This is a genomic window from Streptomyces sp. URMC 124 (genome assembly GCF_051386455.1).
Taxonomy (GTDB): Bacteria; Actinomycetota; Actinomycetes; order Streptomycetales; family Streptomycetaceae; genus Streptomyces.
Genome location: NZ_JBPQTS010000091.1, coordinates 1 through 20,961, shown reverse-complemented (window position 1 = coordinate 20,961; position 20,961 = coordinate 1). Strand labels below are relative to the sequence as shown.

General features: G+C 74.9%; 13 protein-coding genes. 11 read left to right on the top strand and 2 right to left on the bottom strand.

The features are described 5' to 3' along the window. Positions 1-231: 231 nt before the first annotated feature. From lanKC to ACSNOG_RS19685, 8 genes are all read left to right on the top strand, one after another. Positions 232-2,814, top strand: a complete 2,583-nt coding sequence (gene lanKC, locus ACSNOG_RS19720) for a class III lanthionine synthetase LanKC (protein ID WP_436753982.1) — start codon at positions 232-234, stop codon at positions 2,812-2,814. Next, a complete protein-coding gene (locus tag ACSNOG_RS19715) occupies positions 2,811-4,094 on the top strand; it encodes an MFS transporter (RefSeq protein ID WP_436753981.1) in 1,284 nt (427 codons plus the stop codon). Before lanKC ends, ACSNOG_RS19715 begins: the two co-directional genes overlap by 4 nt. Then, positions 4,081-4,275, top strand: a complete 195-nt coding sequence (gene iscX, locus ACSNOG_RS19710) for a Fe-S cluster assembly protein IscX (protein WP_436753980.1) — start codon at positions 4,081-4,083, stop codon at positions 4,273-4,275. Before ACSNOG_RS19715 ends, iscX begins: the two co-directional genes overlap by 14 nt. Positions 4,276-4,520: 245 nt before the next feature. Then, complete coding sequence (locus tag ACSNOG_RS19705) at positions 4,521-6,149, top strand: M4 family metallopeptidase (protein ID WP_436753979.1); 1,629 nt, start codon at positions 4,521-4,523, stop codon at positions 6,147-6,149. Positions 6,150-6,325: 176 nt separating this feature from the next. Beyond that, on the top strand, positions 6,326-6,709 hold the full coding sequence (locus tag ACSNOG_RS19700; RefSeq protein WP_436753978.1) for a hypothetical protein: 384 nt from the start codon (positions 6,326-6,328) through the stop codon (positions 6,707-6,709). Continuing rightward, on the top strand, positions 6,706-7,506 hold the full coding sequence (locus ACSNOG_RS19695; RefSeq protein WP_436753977.1) for a transcriptional regulator: 801 nt from the start codon (positions 6,706-6,708) through the stop codon (positions 7,504-7,506). Before ACSNOG_RS19700 ends, ACSNOG_RS19695 begins: the two co-directional genes overlap by 4 nt. A gap of 100 nt (positions 7,507-7,606) precedes the next feature. Continuing rightward, positions 7,607-8,116, top strand: a complete 510-nt coding sequence (locus ACSNOG_RS19690) for a roadblock/LC7 domain-containing protein (protein WP_436753976.1) — start codon at positions 7,607-7,609, stop codon at positions 8,114-8,116. Next, complete coding sequence (locus tag ACSNOG_RS19685) at positions 8,113-8,487, top strand: hypothetical protein (protein WP_436753975.1); 375 nt, start codon at positions 8,113-8,115, stop codon at positions 8,485-8,487. Before ACSNOG_RS19690 ends, ACSNOG_RS19685 begins: the two co-directional genes overlap by 4 nt. An 18-nt stretch (positions 8,488-8,505) precedes the next feature. Here the strand turns inward: ACSNOG_RS19685 and ACSNOG_RS19680 are convergent, their stop codons facing one another. Next, the gene (locus ACSNOG_RS19680) at positions 8,506-8,895 is read right to left on the bottom strand and encodes a rodlin (RefSeq protein WP_436753974.1); all 390 of its coding nucleotides are present in this window, start codon (positions 8,893-8,895) and stop codon (positions 8,506-8,508) included. A 139-nt stretch (positions 8,896-9,034) separates the two neighbouring features. Between ACSNOG_RS19680 and ACSNOG_RS19675 the strand changes: the two genes are divergently transcribed. The 3 genes from ACSNOG_RS19675 to ACSNOG_RS19665 all read left to right on the top strand — a co-directional run bounded on the left by ACSNOG_RS19675 (position 9,035) and on the right by ACSNOG_RS19665 (position 19,625). Next, positions 9,035-16,684, top strand: a complete 7,650-nt coding sequence (locus ACSNOG_RS19675) for an SDR family NAD(P)-dependent oxidoreductase (protein WP_436753988.1) — start codon at positions 9,035-9,037, stop codon at positions 16,682-16,684. Next, a complete protein-coding gene (locus ACSNOG_RS19670) occupies positions 16,678-19,011 on the top strand; it encodes an MMPL family transporter (protein ID WP_436753973.1) in 2,334 nt (777 codons plus the stop codon). The genes ACSNOG_RS19675 and ACSNOG_RS19670 overlap by 7 nt, the downstream gene beginning before the upstream one ends. Positions 19,012-19,079: 68 nt before the next feature. Continuing rightward, positions 19,080-19,625 carry a TerD family protein gene (locus tag ACSNOG_RS19665; RefSeq protein ID WP_436753972.1) on the top strand — a complete coding sequence of 182 codons (546 nt, stop codon included), beginning with the start codon at positions 19,080-19,082 and terminating at the stop codon, positions 19,623-19,625. Between the two features lie 65 nt (positions 19,626-19,690). On the opposite strand, the gene ACSNOG_RS19660 is transcribed toward ACSNOG_RS19665, so the two are convergent. Further along, a complete protein-coding gene (locus ACSNOG_RS19660) occupies positions 19,691-20,890 on the bottom strand; it encodes a serine hydrolase domain-containing protein (RefSeq protein WP_436753971.1) in 1,200 nt (399 codons plus the stop codon). Positions 20,891-20,961 lie beyond the last annotated feature (71 nt).

The window sequence follows — 20,961 nt, the reverse complement described above, 5'->3', positions numbered from 1 at the left end:
GTGGCCCTGCGCCAACAGTTACGAGAGCGCTCGCGGCGTCGCCTGACGCGTCGCCCCACCGCAAGGACTGCCGGCCGTGGGCTGCCCGCGGCCGGCAGGCCGGCAGGCCGGCAGGCCACAGGCCCGGCGGCCCGCACGTCGGAAGCCCGACCCGCACGCCGGAAAGCCGTCACGCACGCCGGAACCCGTCACGCACGTCGGAAGCCCGTAGGAGTCCGGGAGGACGTCACCGTGCTCGCTCAAGGTCATCTCGTCGCGGACCCCTTCTTCGTGGAGACCCTCGACCGCGTCGAGGACGCCGCGGACCGCTACGCCCGCGCGGCCGGTCCGCCGCCCCCGGGCTGGCAGCGGGCCGAGCGCGGCGGCTGGGTGAACATCCACCGTCCGCAGGCCCGGCTGCCCCGGCAGGGCTGGAAGATCCACGCCTCCGCCACGGCCGACCGGGCGGAGCACGTGATCGACACGGTCTGGGACTACTGCACCGGTCGCGGCATCTGCTTCAAGTTCCTGCGGAGCGCCACCGTCCACAAGCAGGTCAACAGCAAGCAGGCACCGCGCTCGGCGGGCGGCAAGCTCGTCACCGTCTACCCCGCGGGCGAGGCGGAGCTGGAGCGGACGCTGACGGATCTCGCGGCGCTGCTGCGCGGCGTCGACGGCCCGTACGTCCTGAGCGACCTGCGCTGGGACGAGGGCCCGCTCTATGTGCGCTACGGCGGTTTCAGCCTCGCCTACTGTTACTCCCCCGAGGGCGAGTACGTCCCGGCGATGGAGGGGCCGGGCGGCGTGCTCGTGCCGGACGTGCGCGGCACGTCCTTCCGGGTGCCGCCGTGGGTGGAGGTGCCCGCCTTCCTCGGCGCCCGCATCCGGGCGGCCAGGGCGGGTACGCCCGGCGGCTTCCCGTACCGGGTGGAGAAGGCGCTGCACTTCTCGAACGGCGGCGGCGTGTACCGCGCCGTGGAGACGGGCTCCGGCAGGCGGGTCGTCCTGCGGGAGGCCCGCCCGCACGCCGGTCTGGACGACAGCGGCCTGGACGCCGTGGCGCGCCTGGAGCACGAGCACGCGGTGCTGCAGCGGCTGACGGACCTCGACTGCGTGCCCCGGGTGTACGCGCGGACCCGCCACTGGGAGCACCACTTCCTCGTGGAGGAGCTGGTCGAGGGCGAGACCCTGCAGGAGGCGGTCGGCAGGCGCCACCCGCTGTTCCGGCACGGCTTCGGTGAGGAGGAGGTCGCCGCGTACACGCGGTGGGCCTGCGAGGTCCTCGCGCGGATCGAGAAGGCCGTGGCCGAAGTGCACGCGCGCGGCATCGTCTTCGGGGACCTGCAGCCCGGCAACGTCATCGTGCGGCCCGACGACAGCGTCTGCCTGGTCGACTTCGAGACGGCCTTCGAGCGGGGAGACGCCGCCTTCCGGCCCGCCCTGGGCACGCCCGGCTTCACCGCCGCGTGGGCCCGCTCCGGCCCCGCCGTCGACGCGTACGCGCTCGCGGCCCTCTCCCTCGCGCTGTTCTGCCCGCTGACGCCGCTGCTGCGCTTCGACCGGGAGAAATACGCGCAGTTGACCGGCTGGGTGGAGCGGCGGTTCCCGGTGCCGCCCGGCTTCGGCGAGCGCCTGCGCAGCGAACTCGCGCCGCCGGCCCCGGCGCCAGCCTGCCACCCGTGCGACGACTCCCCCTGGCCGCAGGAGCCCGCGGCCGACGGGCGGGCCGCGCTGGACTCCCTCCGCGACGGCATCCTGCTCAGCGCGACGCCGGAGCGCGAGGACCGGCTCTTCCCCGGGGACGTCCGGCAGTTCGACGCCCAGGGCGCGTCGCTGGCCTTCGGCGCGGCCGGAGTCCTGCACGCCCTGTACGTCACGGGACGGGCCGGCCACCCCGCCTTCGGCGACCACGTCGACTGGCTGGTGCGCGCCTGCGAGCGCACCCGCCGGCCGCGGCCCGGGCTGTACGACGGGCTCGCCGGCATCGCGTACGTCCTGGACGAACTGGGCCGGCGGGACGCTGCGCGCGAGGCGCTCGCACGGCTGGACGGGATCGACCTCCAGGGGTGCGGCGCAGGCCTGTTCGGCGGCATCGCCGGGATCGGGCTGACCCGCCTGCACTTCGGCGGGACCGACGCGGCGGCGCGGCTCGGCGAACGCCTCGCGAGTGCGCTCGCGGGCCGTGAGCCGATCGCGGGCAAGCCCGGCGCCGTGGGCCTCACGCACGGCTGGTCGGGACCGGCGCTGCTCTTCACCGGGCTCTACGGGGCGACGGGCGAGCAGGAGTGGCTGCGGCACGCGGAGACCGCGCTGGCCAGGGACATCGGCCACTGCGGTGCGCCGCGCGAGGGAGGGGTGCACGTCAGGGAGGGGCAGCGGTGGCTGCCGGCCCTGGACCGCGGCAGCGCCGGCATCGCCCTCGCCCTGGACGCCTACCTGCAGCACTGCCCCGACGACCCGCACTTCGCGCTCCTGCGCGACCGCATGCGCGACGGCCTCGGCACCGAACTGCTCCTCTCCCCCGGCCTCCTGGACGGCCACGCGGGGCTGCTCTACTGCCTCGCCCACCTTGCCGGCCCCGACTCCGCACTGGTCCCGCACCTGCGGAGTCTGGGCCTCCACTGCGTACGGTTCCGGGGGCGGCGGGCCTTCGCCATGGACGGCCTGCTGCGGCTGTCCATGGACCTCGCGACCGGCGCAGCGGGCGTCCTGCTGGCCGTGCACACCGCGCTGGCCGGCGGCCCGGCGCGCATGGCCCACCCGCCTCTGCCCCTCCTCCCACCGCCGTCACCGCCCGCGGCGCCGTACGGACGTCCGGCGGGGCCGGTGACGTGAAGCCCACGGTGACCGGGCGCCCGGGCGCGCCCTCCGACAGCCTGCGCCGCAACCGCGACTTCCAGTTGCTGTGCGCCGGGCAGGGCCTGTCGATGCTCGGCTCGGGCGCCTCGGCCGTCGCGCTGCCGCTGCTGGTCCTGCAGGCCACGCACTCGCCGCTGCACGTGGGGCTGGTGGAGGCGGTGTGGACCGGTGCGCTGGCGCTCGCCTGCCTGCCCGCCGGCCCGGTCGCCGACCGCTTCGACCGCCGTACGGTCCTGCTGGTCTGCGAGGCCGGGCGCGCGGCGGCGAGCGCGGTCCTGGCCGCCGCGGTCCTCACCGGCTTCTCGCCGCTCCCGGTGCTGCTGGCCGCGGGGGTCGTCCTGGGCTTCCTGACGGCGCCGTTCAACGCCGCGGTCCTGCCGGCGGTCCGGCAGGTCGTCCCGGAGAGCAGACTGGCCACCGCCCTGGCGGTCAACCAGGTGCGGGGCCAGTTCGCGTTCCTGCTGGGGCCGGTGGCCGGAGGCGCCCTGTTCGAGGCGGGGGCGAGCTGGCCGTTCTGGCTGGACAGCGTCTCCTACGCGGTCTCCGCGGCATGCATCGGCGCGCTGCGTACGCGCACCCGGCCGCCCCCGCCGGACACCGGGCACGAAGGCCTGTGGCGGTCGTTCACCACCGGCATCGGCTTCCTGTGGAACGAGCGTCTGCTGCGCCGGCTGACGCTGATCGCATCGGCGCAGAACTTCGTCTTCGACGGGGTGTACCTGGCCCTCGTGGTGATCAGCGCGCGCCGGGGGGCCTCGGGGCTGTCCGTGGGGATGCTCACCGCGACCTCGGCGGTGGGGGCGATGGCCGGGGTCGTCCTGGCCCCGCGCGTGGGCCGGATCCTCACCCCCTCCCGGGTCCTGCTCGCCACGGGCGTGCTGTGCGCGCTGCTCGTCGGCGCGATGGCCTGCACGGCGAGCGCGCCGGTCCTCGCCGCCCTGATGGCGGGCTGCGCCCTGGCCGTGTCCGTGTCCGGTTCGGTGCTGACCGTCGCCCGTCTGCTGCGCACCCCGGTGCATCTGCAGGGCCGGGCGAACAGTGCCATCGGCTTGCTGTTCATGGCCACTCCGCCGCTCGGCTCGTCCCTGACCGGCCTGTTCCTGGACGAACTGCCCGGCCACGCCCTCTTCCTGCTCTTCGGCGCGCTCCTGGCCGTCCTCGCCGCCGCCTCCCCGCGCGATGTCGCTCCCGGCACGGCGGACACCCTGGACCGTTCGAACGGTGTCGGTCACACTCGGGCCCATGCGATGGACTGACATCCAGCAGATTGCGGCGCAACTCGCCGCGAAGCACCCGGACCGCGCGCCGCTCGCCGTCGAATTCCCCGAGGTCCGTGACCTGGTGGTCGGGCTGGAAGGCTTCGGCGACGACCCGGCCCGCTACAACGTACGCATTCTGGAGTCCATACAACTGGCGTGGAGCGACAGAAAGGGCTGACCGCGGAGAGAGCCGACGCTCGCCGTCCCGTCCGCCCCTCCCCGTACGGCGAGGGCGGGCGGAGGCGACGACTCCGAATCGGACATCGTCAGAAAACTCCACGCCACTTCTTGTCGCGCACCTGTCAACTTTGACCGCGGGCTGGCACCATCCTCTCGATTCACTCCTGCATCAACGGGCAGTCCGCCCTGGGATGTCCGATCCCTCGCCGGGCCGCGGCCCGGCGCCCCTGCTAGGAGACAGAGTTGAGACGCTTCCCCACCCCCCGCATCCACACCCCCCGCATCCACACCATCCGCACCACCGCCCTCCTCGCCTCCGCCGCCCTGTGCGCAGTAGCCGTGCAGACCGGCGTGGCCGGTGCCCAGGCCGAGAGCGGCCCGAGCGCCCTGGCGGTCCCGATGAGCCCCGACCAGCGCGCCTCCGAGATACGCAGCGCGCAGAACGACGCCGCCGCCACGGCCGGAGAGATCGGCCTCGGCGCCCAGGAGAAGCTGGTCGCCCGGGACGTCGTCAAGGACGCGGACGGCACCGTGCACACCCGCTACGAACGCACCTACGCCGGACTTCCCGTCCTCGGCGGCGACCTCGTCGTCCACCGGGCACCCGGCGGGCGCACCTCCGTCACCAAGTCCACCGAAGCGGCCATCTCCCTCGCCTCCACCGATGCGGCGCAGCCCGCCTCCGCGGCGGCGAAGAACGCCCTGTCGGCCGCTTCCGCGGCGCACACCGCGAAGCCTTCGGCGGGTGCCCCGCGCAAGGTCGTCTGGGCCTCGTCCGGCACGCCGGTCCTGGCGTACGAGACGGTCGTCGAGGGCGTGCAGCGCGACGGCACGCCGAGCGAACTGCACGTCGTCACCGACGCCGCGACCGGGGCGGAGCTCTACCGCTACGAGGCGATCGAGACGGGCACCGGCACCAGCCAGTACAGCGGCACCGTGCCGCTCACCACGACCAAGAGCGGCAGCGGCTACCAGCTCAACGACGGCGCGCGCGGCGGCCACAAGACCTACGACCTGAACCAGGGGACGTCCGGCACCGGCACGCTCTACTCCAACGCGACCGACACCTGGGCGGGCGGCCGGCTCACCGCGGGCGTCGACGCCCACTACGGCGCGGCCGTGACCTGGGACTTCTACAAGAACACCTTCGGCCGCAACGGCATCCGCAACGACGGCAAGGGCGCCTACTCCCGCGCCCACTACGGCAACAGCTACGTCAACGCGTTCTGGAGCGACGCCTGCTTCTGCATGACCTACGGCGACGGGTCGGGCAACAAGAAGCCGCTCACCGCCATCGACGTCGCGGGCCACGAGATGACCCACGGCGTCACCGCCGCGACCGCGAAGCTGATCTACAGCGCCGAGTCCGGCGGCCTCAACGAGGCCACGTCGGACATCTTCGGCACCGCGGTGGAGTTCTCCGCCAACAACTCCTCGGACGTCGGCGACTACCTCATCGGCGAGAAGATCGACATCTTCGGCAACGGCAAGCCGCTGCGCTACATGGACAAGCCGTCCAAGGACGGTAACTCCGTCGACAGCTGGTACAGCGGCGTCGGCGGCAAGGACGTCCACTACTCCTCGGGCGTCGCCAACCACTTCTTCTACCTGCTGTCCGAGGGCAGCGGCGCGAAGAAGATCAACGGCGTGCAGTACGACAGCCCGACGTCCGACGGCTCCAAGATCACCGGAATCGGCCGGGACAAGGCCGCCAAGATCTGGTACAAGGCGCTCACCTCGTACATGACCTCCAACACCAACTACAAGGCCGCGCGCACCGCGACGCTGTCGGCCGCCGGCGCCCTGTACGGCACCACGAGCACCGAGTACAAGACCGTCGGGGCTGCCTGGGGCGCGGTCAACGTCAAGTAGACCCCGCCGCATCCCGCCCACGACGCACTCGGACCGGCCGGTTCACGCCATACACGCGTCCCACATGTGCCGAGAGAAAATGCCAAAACTCTCCCCTCACCGCGCTCCCATCGAATACCTTCCGTCGCAGCGATGACGCCATTGGTAATCGGGCACGGGGGGCTGGAGAGGATCGTGTGACCGGTATCGACGGGTGCCTGGCCGAAGCCATGACCATCCCGGGCGCGCGGGGCGCGAGCCTCGTGGACTGGACGAGCGGGCTCGCGCTGGGCGAGGCGGGCGAGGGCCCCGGGAGCGACCACGAGAGCGCGGCGGCCGACGCGGCGGAGCTGGCCCGGCTCGCCTTCGAGAACAGGGCGTTCACCGCGGCGACCGCACGGAGCGGGCCCGTCGAGGACCTGATCGTCACCGCACGCGGCAGCTACCACCTCCTCCGCTTCGTGGAGACGGAGTTCGACAGCAGCGTCTGCCTCTACCTGTGGCTGGATCGCGCCGAGGCGAACCTCGCCGTCGCGCTGTTCCGGCTCAAGGGCCTGGCCGAGCAGCTGGTGCTGGCGTGACCGGCATACCCACCGCGATACCCGAGGCGGCACCCGCACCGGTCCGGCCCGCCCCCACGCTGGACCTGCTCGCCGCCGAGGGAGCGACCGGCGCTCTGCACGGCCGCGTGGGCGCGCTCTACCTCGCCGACGGCGCCGTGGTGCACGCCGAGAGCCCGGTCGTGCCCGACCTGGGCCGGCGGCTGACCGCCCGCGGCCGGCTGTCGCCGCAGGCCTGGGAGGAAGCCGTCGCGGAGGGCGGGCCCGGCTACCGCGCGGGCAGCCTGCTGGTGGAGCGCGGCCGGCTCAGCCGCGGCGAGCTGGAACTGTGCCACCTGAGCGCGCTGTTCGACGCGGCCTACTTCGTCCTGTCCCCGCTCGACCGGTCCCAGCACGCGCCCGACCGCTTCCTCGGCGAGGCCCGGCACTGGCTCGGCCCCATCCGCCCCGTCCCCGTGCCCGTGCTCCAGCGGGAGGTCGGGCGCAGGCGCAGGCTGCTGGAACGGGCCTGGCCGTGCCCGCAAGTGGACGCGGCTCCGGTGGTGCCCGTCGGCGATGCCGGCCGGGGCGGCCCGGGCCCGGCGAGCGGGCGGCAGGCGGTGCTCGCCGCCGCCGACGGGGTCCGCACACCGCTGCAGATCGCGCGGGCGCTGGGGCGTTCGGCCTTCGCCACCCTCCTCGACGTGCGGCGGCTGGCGGCCGCCGGCCTGGTCCGCACGCCCCGCGCGGACGCCCCGGCCCCGCCGGGACCGCCGCCTCCCACCGCTCCGGAGATCTCCCTGCTGTACCGGATCCGCGACGCCCTGGAGGCCCTGTGACTCCCTGTCCGATCTGCACGACCGCGCCGTACGCCGCCCCGCACCTGCCGATCCCATGATGAGGCGCGCCTTCAGACAGCTCGCCGGAAGGAGACAGCCGATGACCGCCGCACCCGAGGTGCTCACCGAGCTCCAGGGGTTACGCATCCGGGTCCCGCACCTGACCGGGGCGATGGTGGCCAGCACCGACGGGCTGGTGATCGCGCACCTGGTCACCGGCATGGAGCCGGACGGCGTGGCCGCGCTGACGGCGGCGGCGCTCGGGGTGGGCGCGCGGCTGACGGACGCCGTGGGCCACGGCGGCTTCCGCGAACTGCTCGTCAGCGGCGAGCACGGCTACGTGGCCACGTACGCGGCCGGGGCCTCCTGCGTGCTGACGCTCCTGGCCTCGTCCGACGCCAACGTCGGCCGCCTGAACCTGGAGGCCCGCAGGGCCGGCGCCCGCATCGCCCCCTTGGTCGACGGCGCCCTCGGGCGCCCGCGCCGGGCTCCCGCACCGCCCCGGAGCGAAGCTCCCCCGGCGGAACGGCTCCAGGCCGAGGCCGCCCGTTCCGACACACCCCGTCCCCACACGTCCCGTCCCGACAACCAGAGCGGAGTCACCTCATGACGAACACCGAAACGGCCCTCAAGGACGCGATGGGCTCGATCGAGGGTGCCCTCGGCGTGGCCCTCGTCGACTACGGCAGCGGCATGGCGCTGGGCACCCTCGGCGGATCCCAGTCCCTCGACCTCAACGTGGCGGCGGCGGGCAACACGGACGTGGTCCGGGCCAAGCTGCGCACGATGGAGATGCTCAACATCCAGGACGCCATCGAGGACATCCTCATCACGCTGGGCTCGCAGTACCACCTGATCCGGCTGCTGACCGGCCGCGGCGGCAACGGCCTGTTCCTGTACCTGGTGCTGGACGCCCGGCGCGCCAACCTGGCGATGGCGCGCCACCAGCTCAGGCGGATCGAGGCGGAACTGGAGGTGTAGCGGGAGGGCCGGCGGGGGCTAGCGGTTGCCGCTCCCGTTGCGGTTCAGCAGCGAGATGCGCTCCCCGATGTGCGACAAGGGGTTGTTCCCGTTGCCGGTCACCGATCCCTTGGTGCACTGCTGCTGCTCCTGGGCCGTGAGCACCGGGATGTCCTGCAGCCCGATGTTGGCGAGCAGGAGGCCCTGCACGCCGATCTTGCCGACACCGAGGCACAGGTCGTTGAGCGTGCCCTGGACCGCGGTCGTCTGCGGGCTCATGTGGCCGCCGGTGAGCGTCGCGCCGGAGCCGGTCCGCGCGCCGTTGGCGTTGGCCACCTTCTGGCTGTCGCCGACGGCGGCCGCGGGTCCGGCGATCATGCCGACCGCCGAGGCCGTCAGAGCCGTTGCGGCCATCACCTGCTTGAGCACGTCCACACCTTTCACTCGGTCCGCGGTCCCGGAGGACGGCGCACTGAGTAACTCCCTGATGCCGTAAATGTTCCGTCTTGTCACCCATTCGACCTCCGCCCGCCCGGGCCGCTTGCCTTCACCGTGCGTAGTGGACAAGATGCGTTGGGTCACCAACCGTGCGGGCTCGTCGGTGGAGCCCGGTCCGCCAGGAAAGGTCGTACGCGTGCATCCCGAGGGCTCAGAGGGTTCGGCGGAGGACGACCGGGCCGTGGCCGTCGTCGGGGCGGCCTGCCGGCTGCCCGGTGGCATCAGCGACCTCGCGGGCTTGTGGGAGGCCCTGGAGCAGGGGCGGGACCTGATCACCCGGGTCCCCGGCGACCGCTTCGAGACGGCCCGCTTCGTCGACGAGTCGGCGCGGCGCCCCGGCAAGAGCTACACGGCGGCGGGTGGCTTCCTGGACGACATCGCGGGCTTCGACGCCGGCTACTTCGGCATCTCGCCCAGGGAAGCCGCGCAGATGGACCCCCAGCAGCGGATGCTCCTGGAGATGACGGCCGAGGCCCTGGACGACGCCGCGATCGACCCCGCCTCGCTGGCCGGCTCGGACACCGCCGTGTACGTGGGGGTCTCCGACGCCTCCTACGGCGCGCAGCAGATGCTGCGCATCGAGGGGGTCGACGCCTACACGATGGCGGGCGGCGCGGCGTCGATCGCCGCGAACCGCATCTCGTACGCCTTCGACCTGCGCGGCCCGAGCATGGCCGTCGACACCGCGTGTTCGTCGGCGCTCGTGGCACTGGACCGGGCCTGCCGGACGCTGCGCGAGGGCACCAGCCGCACGGCCGTCTCCGCCGGCGTGAACGTGCTGCTGAGCCCGTACCCGTACGTCGGGTTCTCGCAGGCGTCGATGCTCTCGCCGCACGGCAGGTGCGCGTCGTTCTCGGCCGCGGCCGACGGCTACGTGCGGGCCGAGGGCGGCGGGGTCGTCGTGCTGAAGCTGCTGCGGGACGCCCTGGCCGACGGCGACCGCATCCACGGGGTGATCCTGGCGTCGGCCGCCAACAGCGACGGCAGGACGGCGGGGCTGGCGCTGCCGAACCCCCGGGCACAGGAAGCGCTGTTGACGTCGGTGTACGCGCAGGCGGGCGTGGATCCCGACGACGTCGTCTACCTGGAGGCGCACGGCACCGGGACGCCCGCCGGGGACCCCGCCGAGTGCGAGGCCATCGGCAGGGCGCTGGGCACGCGCCGCCGCACGGGGGCGCTGCCGATCGGCTCGGTGAAGTCCAACCTGGGCCATCTCGAACCGGCTTCGGGGATGGCGGGGCTGTTCAAGGCGCTCCTGGTGCTCCGGCACGGCCGGATCCCCGCCACCCTGCACGCCCTGCCCCTCAACCCCGGCATCGACTTCGAGGGCCTGGGGCTCGCTCCGGCCACGCAGGCGCGCTCCGTCGGCGAGGTGCCGGGGCGGCCGGTCGCGGGCGTCAACTCGTTCGGCTTCGGGGGTGCCAACGCCCACGCCGTCGTCGCGGCCCCGCCCGCTCCTCCGCGGCGTGCCCGGCACGCGGCCGACCGGACGTGCACGCTGCCGTTCGTGGTCTCCGCCCGCACGCCTGAGGCCCTCGCCCAGGCCGCGGCGCGGACGGCGGAGCGCCTGGCGCAGGCGGGGCCCGAGGAGTTCTACGACCTGGCCCACACCAGCTGTGCGCGGCGCGGCAAACACCCCTACCGGGCGGCCGTTCTGGCGGACGGGCCGGATGAGGCGGCGCAGGCCCTGGGGCGGCTGGCCCGCCGCTCCGCGCTCCCCGCGCAGCCGGCTCCGGCGGGCCCGGCCGTCGAGGCCGTCACCGGGGAGGCGGTCCGGCAGGGCAGGGTCGCGTTCGCGTTCTCCGGCAACGGCTCGCAGTGGGCGGGCATGGGCGCGGACCTGCTCGCCACGGAACCCGCCTTCCGGGCGGCCGTGGAAGCCGTGGACGAGGCGCTGGCCCCGCGGCTGGGCTGGTCGGTCGCGCGCGAGCTGGCGCAGCCCTCGCCGGGGCGCCTGAAGGCCACGGAGGTGGCCCAGCCGCTGCTGTTCACGCTGCAGACCGGCGTGGTGGCCGTGCTGCGCGCCCACGGCATCACGCCGTCGGCCGTGCTGGGCCACAGCGTCGGCGAGGTCGCGGCGGCCTACGCCGCGGGGGCGCTGACCCTCGACCAGGCGGCGTGGGTGATCGCCGAACGCAGCCGGGCCCAGGCGGCGGTGGCCGGCTGCGGGCGGATGGCGGCCGTCGGCATGTCCCGGGAGCAGGCCGAGGACCTGCTGGCCGGATACCCCGGGCTGGAGATCGCGGGGGTCAACACCCGGCGGGACGTCACGGTCGCCGGCCCCCGCAAGCAGCTCTACCGGCTGCTGGGAAGCCTGGCCGGGCAGGGTGTGGTCTGCGCCGAACTCGACCTGGACCACGCCTTCCACAGCGCCGCCATGGACCCGCTGCGCGCGCCCCTGCACAGGGCCCTCGACGGCCTGGACCCGTCCCCGGTGCGCGTGCCCCTGCTGTCCACCGTCACCGGCGCGGCGGTGGAGGGGACCGGGCTGGACGCGGAGTACTGGTGGCGCAACGTCCGCGAACCGGTGCTGTTCGCGGACGCCGTCGAGCAGGCGCTCGGCCTGGGCGCCGACATCTTCCTGGAGATCGGCCCGCAGCCGGTGCTGCAGAGCTACCTGCGGCGCATCACCGCCGCCCACGACGCGCCCGGGCTGCGGGCGGTCACCCGTACGCTGCGCAAGGGCGACGACGGTGTGCGGGCGCTGCGCACGGCGGTGGCCGCCCTCCTCGCAGCCGGTGCCGAGGCCGACTGGAGCGCGTGCTTCCCCCGCCCGGGCCGGGTGGCTTCGCTGCCCGCCTACCCCTGGCAGCGCGAACGGCACTGGAGCGGCGGCCCGGAGTCGTGGGTGCGCAGCAGCGGGGACGGCCGTACGGAACACCCGCTGCTGGGCGAGCGCATGCCGGCGCCGCTGCCGGTGTGGCACGGCGCGGTCGAGCCGGCCCGGCTGGGATGGGTGGCCGACCACAAGCTCGGCGGGTCCGTCGTCATGCCCGCGACCGCGTACGTGGAGATGGCCCTGGCCGCGGGCCGCAGGGTGCTGGACACGGCGGTGGAGGCCGACCATCTGGAGTTCGTCCGGCCGCTGTTCGTGCCGTGGGGCGAGCCGGGCCGGGTGCACACGCAGGTGTCGTTCGACCCCGAGGACGGGGTGGTGCTCATCAGCAGCACGGACGACCAGGTCACCGCGCAGCGCAGGCACGCGCGCGGTCGGGTGCGGGCCCGGTGGGGCCGGCCTCCGGCACCGGTCGATCTGGTGGCGGCCCGGGCCCGGTGCGGCCGCAGGGTGGGCGGCGAGGAGCACTACCGGCAGGTCGGCGAGGCCGGTCTCGGCTACGGCCCCTCGTTCCGGGTGCTGGACGAGTTGTGGGCGGGCGAGGACGAGGTCGTCGCCGCCTACAGCGATCCCGGTCCGCTGGAGGGGCTCGACGTCAGCCCGGCCCTGCTGGACGGGGCGGTGCAGACGGGTGCGCCCCTGCTGGACGAGGAGGTCCTCGCGGGGCACACGTACCTGCCGGCGGCGATGGACGCGGTCCGCGTCTGGCGCAGCCCGGCGCCCAAGGGGGCGGTGCACCTGCGCGAGCGGGGCCGCACGGCGACGGAGGTGTGCTGGGACATCACCGTCACCGACGAGGACGGCACGGTCGCGGTGGAGCTGAAGGGGTGCCGCATGCGGCGCCTGACGGGGGCGCGGCGGACGCCGGTGACCCGCCAGGAGACGGTGCTGCGTGCCGCCCCTCGCCCCGGCGGTCCGCACCCCGCGCCCGTGGCGGCCCCGCAGGAGATCGCCGAACGGGCCGCGAGCCGGATCCTGGCCCTGCGCCGCGACTGGCGCACGACCGGCTACCCGCGCTTCGCCGCCCGGCTGCAGCAGGCGGCGGCCCACGCCTACGCCACTGCGCTCCCCGGGCTCCTGCCGGACGGGAACGGCTCGTTCACGGTGGGCGACCTCGTCGCGGGCGGCATGCTGCCGGGGCACCGGCAGGCGATGGAGCTGATGCTGGCCTCCATGGCCCGCTACGGGCTGGTGCGGCAGGAGCCGGACGGCCGCTGGCTGCGGGAGGCCGCGCCCCGGGACGCGATCGGCATGCTGCGCGAGGCGCTGCGGGACCAGCCGGCGTTCGCCACCGAACTGACGCTGGTCGTGCGCCAGTTCCTCCACCTCGGTGACGTCCTGCGGGGGGCGCGCGACCCGCAGGACCTGCTGGGGGTCGAGGGCGCTACGTCGTCCCTCGAACAGCTCTACGACGTGGCGCCGCTGCTGCGCTTCCACAACCGCGTCGCGCAGGCCCTGGTGCGGGAGGCCGTGGCGAGCCTGCCGGCGGACCGGCCGCTGCGGGTGCTGGAGATCGGCGCGGGCACCGGCGGGACCACCGCGGCGCTGCTGCCCCTGCTGCCGGCCGACCGCACCCGCTACCTCTTCACGGACGTCTCGTCGTCGTGTTTCGCGCGGGCCCGCCAGCGCTTCGCCGCGTACGACTTCGTGGACTACCGCACGTTCGACGCCGACGCCGACCCCGCCGGCCAGGACCTGCCCGGCGACTTCGACCTGGTGGTCGCGGCCGGCTCCCTGCACGCGAGCGCCGACCTGGAGGCGGCCGTGCGCCGGGTGGCATCACTCACCGCCCCGGGCGGCCTGCTGCTGGTGCTGGAGAGCCACGACCCGCTGGTCCTCATGCCCTTCTTCGGCACGCTGGAGGGCTTCTGGCACCGCAACGACGCCGGGCTGCGGCCCCGCTCGCCCCTGCTCGGCCGCGAGGAGTGGGGCGAGCTCCTCGCGCGCTGCGGCTTCACCGGCACCGTGCGGACCGGTGACGACGCCGAGCCGGCCCGCGAGGACTTCTCCGTCTTCCTCACCGCCCGCGCCGGCCGGCCGGTGCCGCCCGCGGCGCTGCCCGCCGCGGGCATCGGCACCGCCTGGGTCATCGCCTCCGAGGCCCCGGAGGAGGACGGCCTCGTGGGGGCCACCGCGGGCCTCCTGCGGGCGGCCGACGCCGTCGAAGTGCACACCACCGTGGCCGGCGCGGACCCCGCCGCGTGGGCCCCGCTGCTGTCCCGGGAAACGGTGATCGTCCTGGTGCTGGCCCCCGCCGGCGCCGACGATCCGCGCGAGCTGGTGGAGCGGGCGACCCGGCGCGGTGCGGTGCTGCGCGCCCTTGCGGTGGCGTGCGGGCGGCTGACCGGCAGCGAAAGCATCTCCCTGTGGCTGGTGACGCGGCCCTGCGGAGCCGTCCCGGAGCCCGGAGGGCAGGGGCCCGCTCCCGCGGACGCCGCCGCGTGGGGCATGGCGCAGTGCTTCGCCAACGAGCAGGCCTCGCTGACGACGCGCCGGCTCTCCCTCGCGCGCAGCGGTGACACGGCGACCGACGCGGACCGCCTCGCCCGGGAGCTCCTCGCCCCCTCGGAGGAGAGCGAGGTCGTCCTCACCGAGGGCGGCGGCCGGTTCGTCCCGCGCGACCGGGAGTTCGCCCGGCCCCTCGTGCCCGCCTCCGCCGTCGACGCCTTCGCCCTGGAGGTCCGCGAGCCCGGTCTGTCCTTCCGCCCGGCGTGGGTGGAGGCGCAACGCCCGGCGCCGGGCCCGGGTCAGGTGCTCATCACCGTGCGGGCGGCCGCGCTGAACTACCGGGACGTGGTCCTGGCCACCGGGGCCCTGGCCGGCGAGGACACCGCCGACGGGCGGTTCGACGCGGTCTACGGACTGGAGTGCGCCGGGACGGTCGCCGCCGTCGGACCGGGCGTCACCGGGTTCGCCGTCGGCGAGCGGGTGTTCGCCAGCGGCACCGACTGCCTGGCCTCCCACATGGTCACCTCCGCGGACGCCGTCGCCAAGATCCCCGACGGGACGGGCTTCGCCGAGGCGGCCACCTTGCCCGCGGTCTTCCTGACCGTCCATTACGGCCTGGGTTGGCAGGCCGGACTGGCGGCCGGGGAGACCGTGCTCGTCCACGGCGGGGCGGGGGGCGTCGGGCTCGCCGCCCTGCAGTACGCACGGCTGCACGGCGCACAGGTCATCGCCACGGCGGGCAGCCCCGCCAAGCGCGACCTGCTGCGCGCCCTGGGCGTCGAGCACGTCCTGGACTCCCGCAGCCTGGCCTTCGCCGGGCGCGTGCGGGAGCTGACCGGCGGGCGCGGCGTCGACGTCGTCCTCAACTCCCTCGCGGGCGAAGCCGTCTCCCGCAGCCTGGAGCTGCTCCGGCCGGGCGGACGCTTCGTCGAGCTCGGCAAGCGCGACATCCTGGAGAACAACCGGCTGCTGCTGCGCCCCTTCGAGCGCGACCTCGCGTTCTTCGGCGTCAACCTCCTCGCCCTGCTGGCCGACCCCGGACGGGCCGCTTCCCTGTTCGCCGAGGTCAAGGAGCGCATCCAGGCGGGCGACTACCGGCCGCTGCCGCACACGGTCTTCCCCGCCGCGCGCGCCGACGAGGCCTTCCGCCTCCTGCAGCACTCCCGGCACATCGGCAAGGTCGTCGTCTCCTTCGACCCGCTCGACGAGCCCGCCCTGGTCGAGCCCCTGGTCCGCACCCCGCGCCTGGACGCCGGCGCCACCTACCTCGTCACCGGAGGCCTCGGCGGCTACGGCGCGGCCACCGCGCACTGGCTCGCCGACCACGGCGCGCGCCACGTGGCCCTCGTCGGGCGCAGGGGGGAACGCACCCCTGGCTGCGAGGCCCTGCTCGCCGCCCTGGAGCGGCGGGGGGTGCGCGCCGTGCCGTACGCGGCGGACGTCGCCGACCCGGCCTCCATGCGGCGCGTGGTGGAGGAGATCGACGCGGGCGGGCACCGGCTGCGCGGCGTGGTGCACTGCGCCATGCACCTGGACGACGCCCCCCTGGACGAGCTCACCGACGACCGGTTCCGCGCCGTACTGGCCCCCAAGGCCGGGGGCGCGGCCGTGCTCGACGCGCTCACGCGCGGCCGGGAGGACCTGGAGCTGTTCCTGGTGTTCTCCTCCGTCGCCGCACGCGTCGGCCAGGTCACCCAGGCCCCCTACGCCGCCGGCAACCTCTTCCTCGAAGCGCTGGTCCGCCGGCGCCGGCACGACGGCGAGGCGGGCCTGGCCGTGGGGTGGGGCGCCCTCGGCGGCACCGGTTACGTGGCCCGCAACGGCCTCGCCCGCGCCCTGGAGAGCGGCGGCGTCGAAGCGCTCTCCCCGCGCGAGGTGTTCGACGCGGCCGGCGTGCTGCTGAGCGACGGCACGGAGGTCGCCGGGGTCGGCCGCTACAACTGGGCGCGGATGCGCGCCTGCCTGCCCGCGCTCGGCGCGCCGCGGTACGGGCAGCTGGTCCCCGAGCCCGACGAGGAGACCGGCCGCACGCACGAGGAGATCGTGCAGGCCCTGTCGGCGATGAGCCCCGCGGACGCCCTGCACGCGCTGACCGCGAGCCTCGTACGGATCCTGGCCGACATCCTCCACCTCGACCCGGGCCGCATCGACCCGGCCCGGCGGATCGAGGACTACGGCGTGGACTCCCTCATGGCCGCCGAGCTCCTCGCCGCCCTGCGGCGCCGCTTCGACGTCCAGGTGCCGCCCATGGAGCTGATGCGCAGCGGCGGCACGATCCTCGACATGGCACGCATCGTGCAGCTGCGGCTGGGCCTGGGAGCGGAGCCGGTCGCCCCGCCGTCCGCGCCGGGCACCGGACCTGCGACCGCGTCCCGGCCCGGCGTGCCCCCGCAGCCCGGCCCGGCCACGGACCCCGCGGGCCAGGCGCCGTGCTGACGTCGCTGGCCCGCGCCTGCGCCCGGCACCGGCGCCCGGTCCTCGCCCTGGCCGCGCTCGCCGCCGTCGCCTGCGCCCTGCTCGGCCACGGGGTGGCGGCCCGGCTGTCGGGCGGCGGCTGGACGGCGCCCGGCTCCCCCTCGGCCCGCGCCGAGGCCCTGCTGACCGACCACTTCCACGCGGGCGCCCCCGACGTCGTCCTGCTGGCCCGCGCGCCGGAGTCGGTGGACGCGCCCGCGGCGCGCGCTGCGGGCCTGGCCCTGACCGGCCGCCTGTGCCGCGAACACGGGGTGACCGGCGTCGACTCCTACTGGACCGGCCCGGTCACCCGCGGCTCGTGCCCCGCGGCGGCCGGCGGCAGGGCGCCGGCGGGCGCGACCGAGGTGGACGATGCCGCGCTGCGCTCGGACGATGCCCGGACCGCGCTCGTCACGGTGCGGCTGGAGGGAGGCGGACAGGCCGCACGGGCGGCCGTCGAACGCCTGTTGCCGGCCTTCACCGGGCCCCAAGGGCCCCTGCGCGTCCGGGCGACCGGCCACGCCGTCCTCGACCGCGCTCTGGAGCGCTACAGCGAGCGGGACCTGCTGCGCACCGAACTGATCGCCCTTCCCGCCACGTTGCTGCTGCTCCTGTTCGTCTTCGGGAGCGTGGCCGCGGCCTGTCTGCCGCTCGCGGTGGGCGCGGTCGCGGTGGCCGGCACCCTGGCGGTGCTGCGCGGCCTGACCGCCGTGACCGAAGTGTCGACGTTCGCGCTGAACCTCACCGGCGCGGTCGGGCTCGCGCTCTCCGTCGACTACAGCCTCTATCTGGTGGCGCGCTACCGCGAGGAGATCGCCGCCGGGAGCCCGCCGGAGGACGCACTGGCAGGCGCGGTCCGGTCGGCCGGGCGGATCGTCGTCGTCTCGGCGGCGGCCGTGGCGCTGTGTCTGCTCGGCCTGCTGGCGTTCCCCTTGTACTTCCTGCGGTCGATGGCCTACGCCGGGGTCAGCGTGGTGCTGCTCTCGGCGCTCGCCGCCCTGGTGCTCGTCCCGGCCGCACTGGCCTGCTTCCCCCGGGCGATCGGCCGGGGCGACCTGTTCGCCCGCCGGCGCCGCCCGCCGGGCCGCGCCGGGCGCGGGTGGCGGCGGCTGGCCCTGCGCGTGATGCGCCGGCCGCTGCTCGTCACGGCGCTCGCCACCGGCGCCCTGCTCGTCCTCGCGCTGCCCTTCCGCCAGGTGGCCTTCGGGTTCAGCGACGACCGGGTCCTGCCCCGCAACGCACCGGAAGTACGGGCGACGCAGGAGCTGCGGGACGGCTTCCCCCAGCTGCGCAACCCCGTCGAGGTCGCCCTCCCCGGCTGGCGCCCCGACCGCCCGGACCGCATCGCCGGGCTGGACGCGTACGCCCGGCGACTGTCGGCCCTCCCCGGCGTCCAGGGGGTACGGACCGCTACCGGCTCCTACGTGCTCGGCCACGACCTCCCCCTGGCCTGCCCCACCGCGGCCTCTCCCGCCCGCGGCACGCTGCCGGGCTGCCCGGCGCTGCGGCACTTCACCTCTCCGGCGGGCACCTGGCTGGCGGTCAGCGGCGCGACGGAGCCGTACGCCCCGGCGTCCACCGCGCTCGTCGCCCGGCTGCAGGAGGCACGGGCATCGGCGCCGCCGCTCGTCGGCGGCCCCACGGCACAGTTCCGGGACGCCCGGCACGCCCTCGCGCAGCGGCTGCCGTGGGCCCTGGGGGCGATGGCCGTCGCCACGTTCGCCCTGCTCCTGGCCTTCACGCGCAGCGTGTTCCTGCCGCTCAAGGCGCTCGCGGTCAACCTGCTCAGCCTGACCGCGACCTTCGGCGCGATGGTGTTCGTCTTCCAGCAGGGCCACCTGAAGTGGCTGGTGGGCGACTTCACGGCCACGGGCACGGTCAGCATCGTCATGCCGGTCGTCGCCTTCTGCCTGGCCTTCGGGCTGTCCCTGGACTACGAGATCCTGCTCCTGGCCCGCATCGGCGAGGCCCATGCCCGCACCGGCGACACCGTACGGGCGACGGCCGCCGGGCTCCAGGCGGCGGCGCCGCTGTTCACCGCCTCCGCCGCGCTCGTCCTGACGGTCCTGCTGGCCCTGGCCACGGCCGAGGTCGCGCTCATGAAGCTCCTCGCCGTCACGACCGCCCTGTCGGTCGTGCTCGACGCCGCGGTGATCCGCCCGCTCCTGGTGCCCGCCGTGATGCGCCTGGCGGGCCGCGCCAACTGGTGGCTGCCGACGCCGCGCCGGCACGGGGCACGCACCGTCGCCCCGGAGGGATCTCCCCTACGTGATCCTGCAGTTCACCGGGAGGCGCGCCACCCGGGGTAGCGGCGCCGGTGGTTCCGGCGGCAAGGTGGGAGTGCACCAGGAACACGGAAGTGGGAGGGGATGTACCGGTGAGCGGACTCAACAAGGAGGCGGGCAGCCTCAGCAAGGGCCTGGCCAAGGTCCAGGTGTCACTGAGATGGGATCCGAGCCCGATGGGCACGCCCGACAACGACCTCGACCTCATCGCGGCCACGTACACCGCGGAGGATCCGTACGGCAAGCCCGCCTATCTCGTGCACTTCGACAGCCGTTCGCCCGACGGCACCATCCTCCTCAACCGCGACAGCCGCACCGGCATGGGGCTGGGCTCGGACGAGGTCATGACACTGGAGCTCGACCGGCTCTCGCCCTCGTACGCCCGCGTCGTCGTCGGGGTGGCCATACAGCAGGGCGGCGGCCGCAAGACCTTCGGAGACGTCGCCAACACCGGCGTCCGCGTCACGGAGGGGTACAACGAGCTGTCCGCGGACGACTTCGCGGCGGTCGCGGGAGCCACGGCGGCGACGGTCGTGGAGTTCGTCCGCACCGGCCGGGGCACGTGGGAGTACCGCCCCACCGTCCGCGGCTTCGACGCCGACCCGGCGGCCTTCGCGGCGGTGATGGGCAGCGCCTGACGGGGTGGGGGTGCCGGCCCCGGCCGGCTGATGAGCCGACCGGCCGACCGGCGCGGCCGGCGGGCTCAGGCGGGGCAGAACTCCGCCTTGAAGACGTCGCCGGCGGCGTCCGTGTCGCTCAGGGTGTCGGTGTTGAAGTTCAGGACGAGGCTGTGCCGGGTGTCCGCCGAGACGAAGGCGATGCTCTGCGTCCCCACGAACAGACCGGTGTGACCCCACACTTCCGTCCCGCAGAGCCTGTACCGGAACAGCCCCAGGCCGTACTGCGTGTCCGGATCCTCACCGGTGGGGATGGTCGTCCTCAGCTCGCGCTGCTGCGCGGGCGGCAGCAGCCTGCCCTGGAGCAGGGCGGTGAGGAAGCGGTCGAGGTCGGCCCCGGTGCTGATCAGGTCTCCGGTGGCCCAGAGCAGCGAGGGGTCGAAGTCGGTGACGTCGTGCATCCTGCGGTCCGGGTCGTCGGTGAACCGGCTGTAGTTGCGTCCGGCCGGCGCCGGGACCGTGCGCTGGTGGCGCGGCAGGCGGGTGGAGTGCAGGCCGAGCGGTGCGATGATCCGGCGCTCCACCTCTTCCTCGTAGGGCCGCCCGGTCGCCTTCTCCACGACGAGGGCGGCGAGGACGTAGCCGGTGGGGGTGTACGCGTAGCGGGTGCCCGGTGCGAAGTCCGGCGGGTGGGCCGTCGCGGTCCGCACGATCCGCTGGGGTGTCCAGCGGTCGTAGCGGTGTTCGAGGAACGCGGTGGTGGTGAGGTTCCTCAGGACTTCCGGGTCCCCGGTGTAGTCGTAGAGCCCGCTGGTGTGCTGGAGGAGCTGGCGCAGGGTGATCCTGCGGCCGTCGTTGCCGTGCCCCTGCACCAGGCCGGGCAGCCACCTCTCGACGGTGTCGTCCAGAGTGAGCCGGTGCTCGGCCTCCAGTTGCAGCAGGACGGTGGCGGTGAAGGGCTTGCCGATGCTGCCGGCGCGGAACCGGTCCCGAGCGAGCCTGGGCCGCTTGGTGTACAGGTCGGCAAGGCCCGCGGAGCCGTTCCAGGTGCCGTGTGCGTCGCGAACGCGGGCCAGGGCTCCGGGGGCGCCCGCCTTGACGGCGGCGTCCAGGGCGGCCTGGGTGCGCTCGTGCCCTCCGGCGCGCGCGGCGGGCCGGACGTGGACGGGGGCGCCCGCCGGAGCGGGTGCCGGCGCGGCCCCCGCGATCGCGGCGGCCGTCAGGAACGCGGCCAGCACGGCTCGCGCCGTACGGACCGTCTTCGGCGGGCGCGGACGCTTCGTCATGACAGCCCTCCTTCAATGGGGGTCGGTGGTGGCGGGTCCGGACGGAGGTGCGGAAGGTGCGGGGGGCGGGT

Excerpts from the sequence above, each read along its gene's own strand:
- iscX (WP_436753980.1), top strand. The coding sequence starts at position 4,081 with ATGCGATGGACTGACATCCAGCAGATTGCGGCGCAACTCGCCGCGAAG.
- ACSNOG_RS19690 (WP_436753976.1), top strand. The coding sequence starts at position 7,607 with ATGACCGCCGCACCCGAGGTGCTCACCGAGCTCCAGGGGTTACGCATC.
- ACSNOG_RS19685 (WP_436753975.1), top strand. The coding sequence starts at position 8,113 with ATGACGAACACCGAAACGGCCCTCAAGGACGCGATGGGCTCGATCGAG.
- ACSNOG_RS19675 (WP_436753988.1), top strand. The coding sequence starts at position 9,035 with ATGCGTTGGGTCACCAACCGTGCGGGCTCGTCGGTGGAGCCCGGTCCG.
- ACSNOG_RS19660 (WP_436753971.1), bottom strand. The coding sequence starts at position 20,890 with ATGACGAAGCGTCCGCGCCCGCCGAAGACGGTCCGTACGGCGCGAGCC.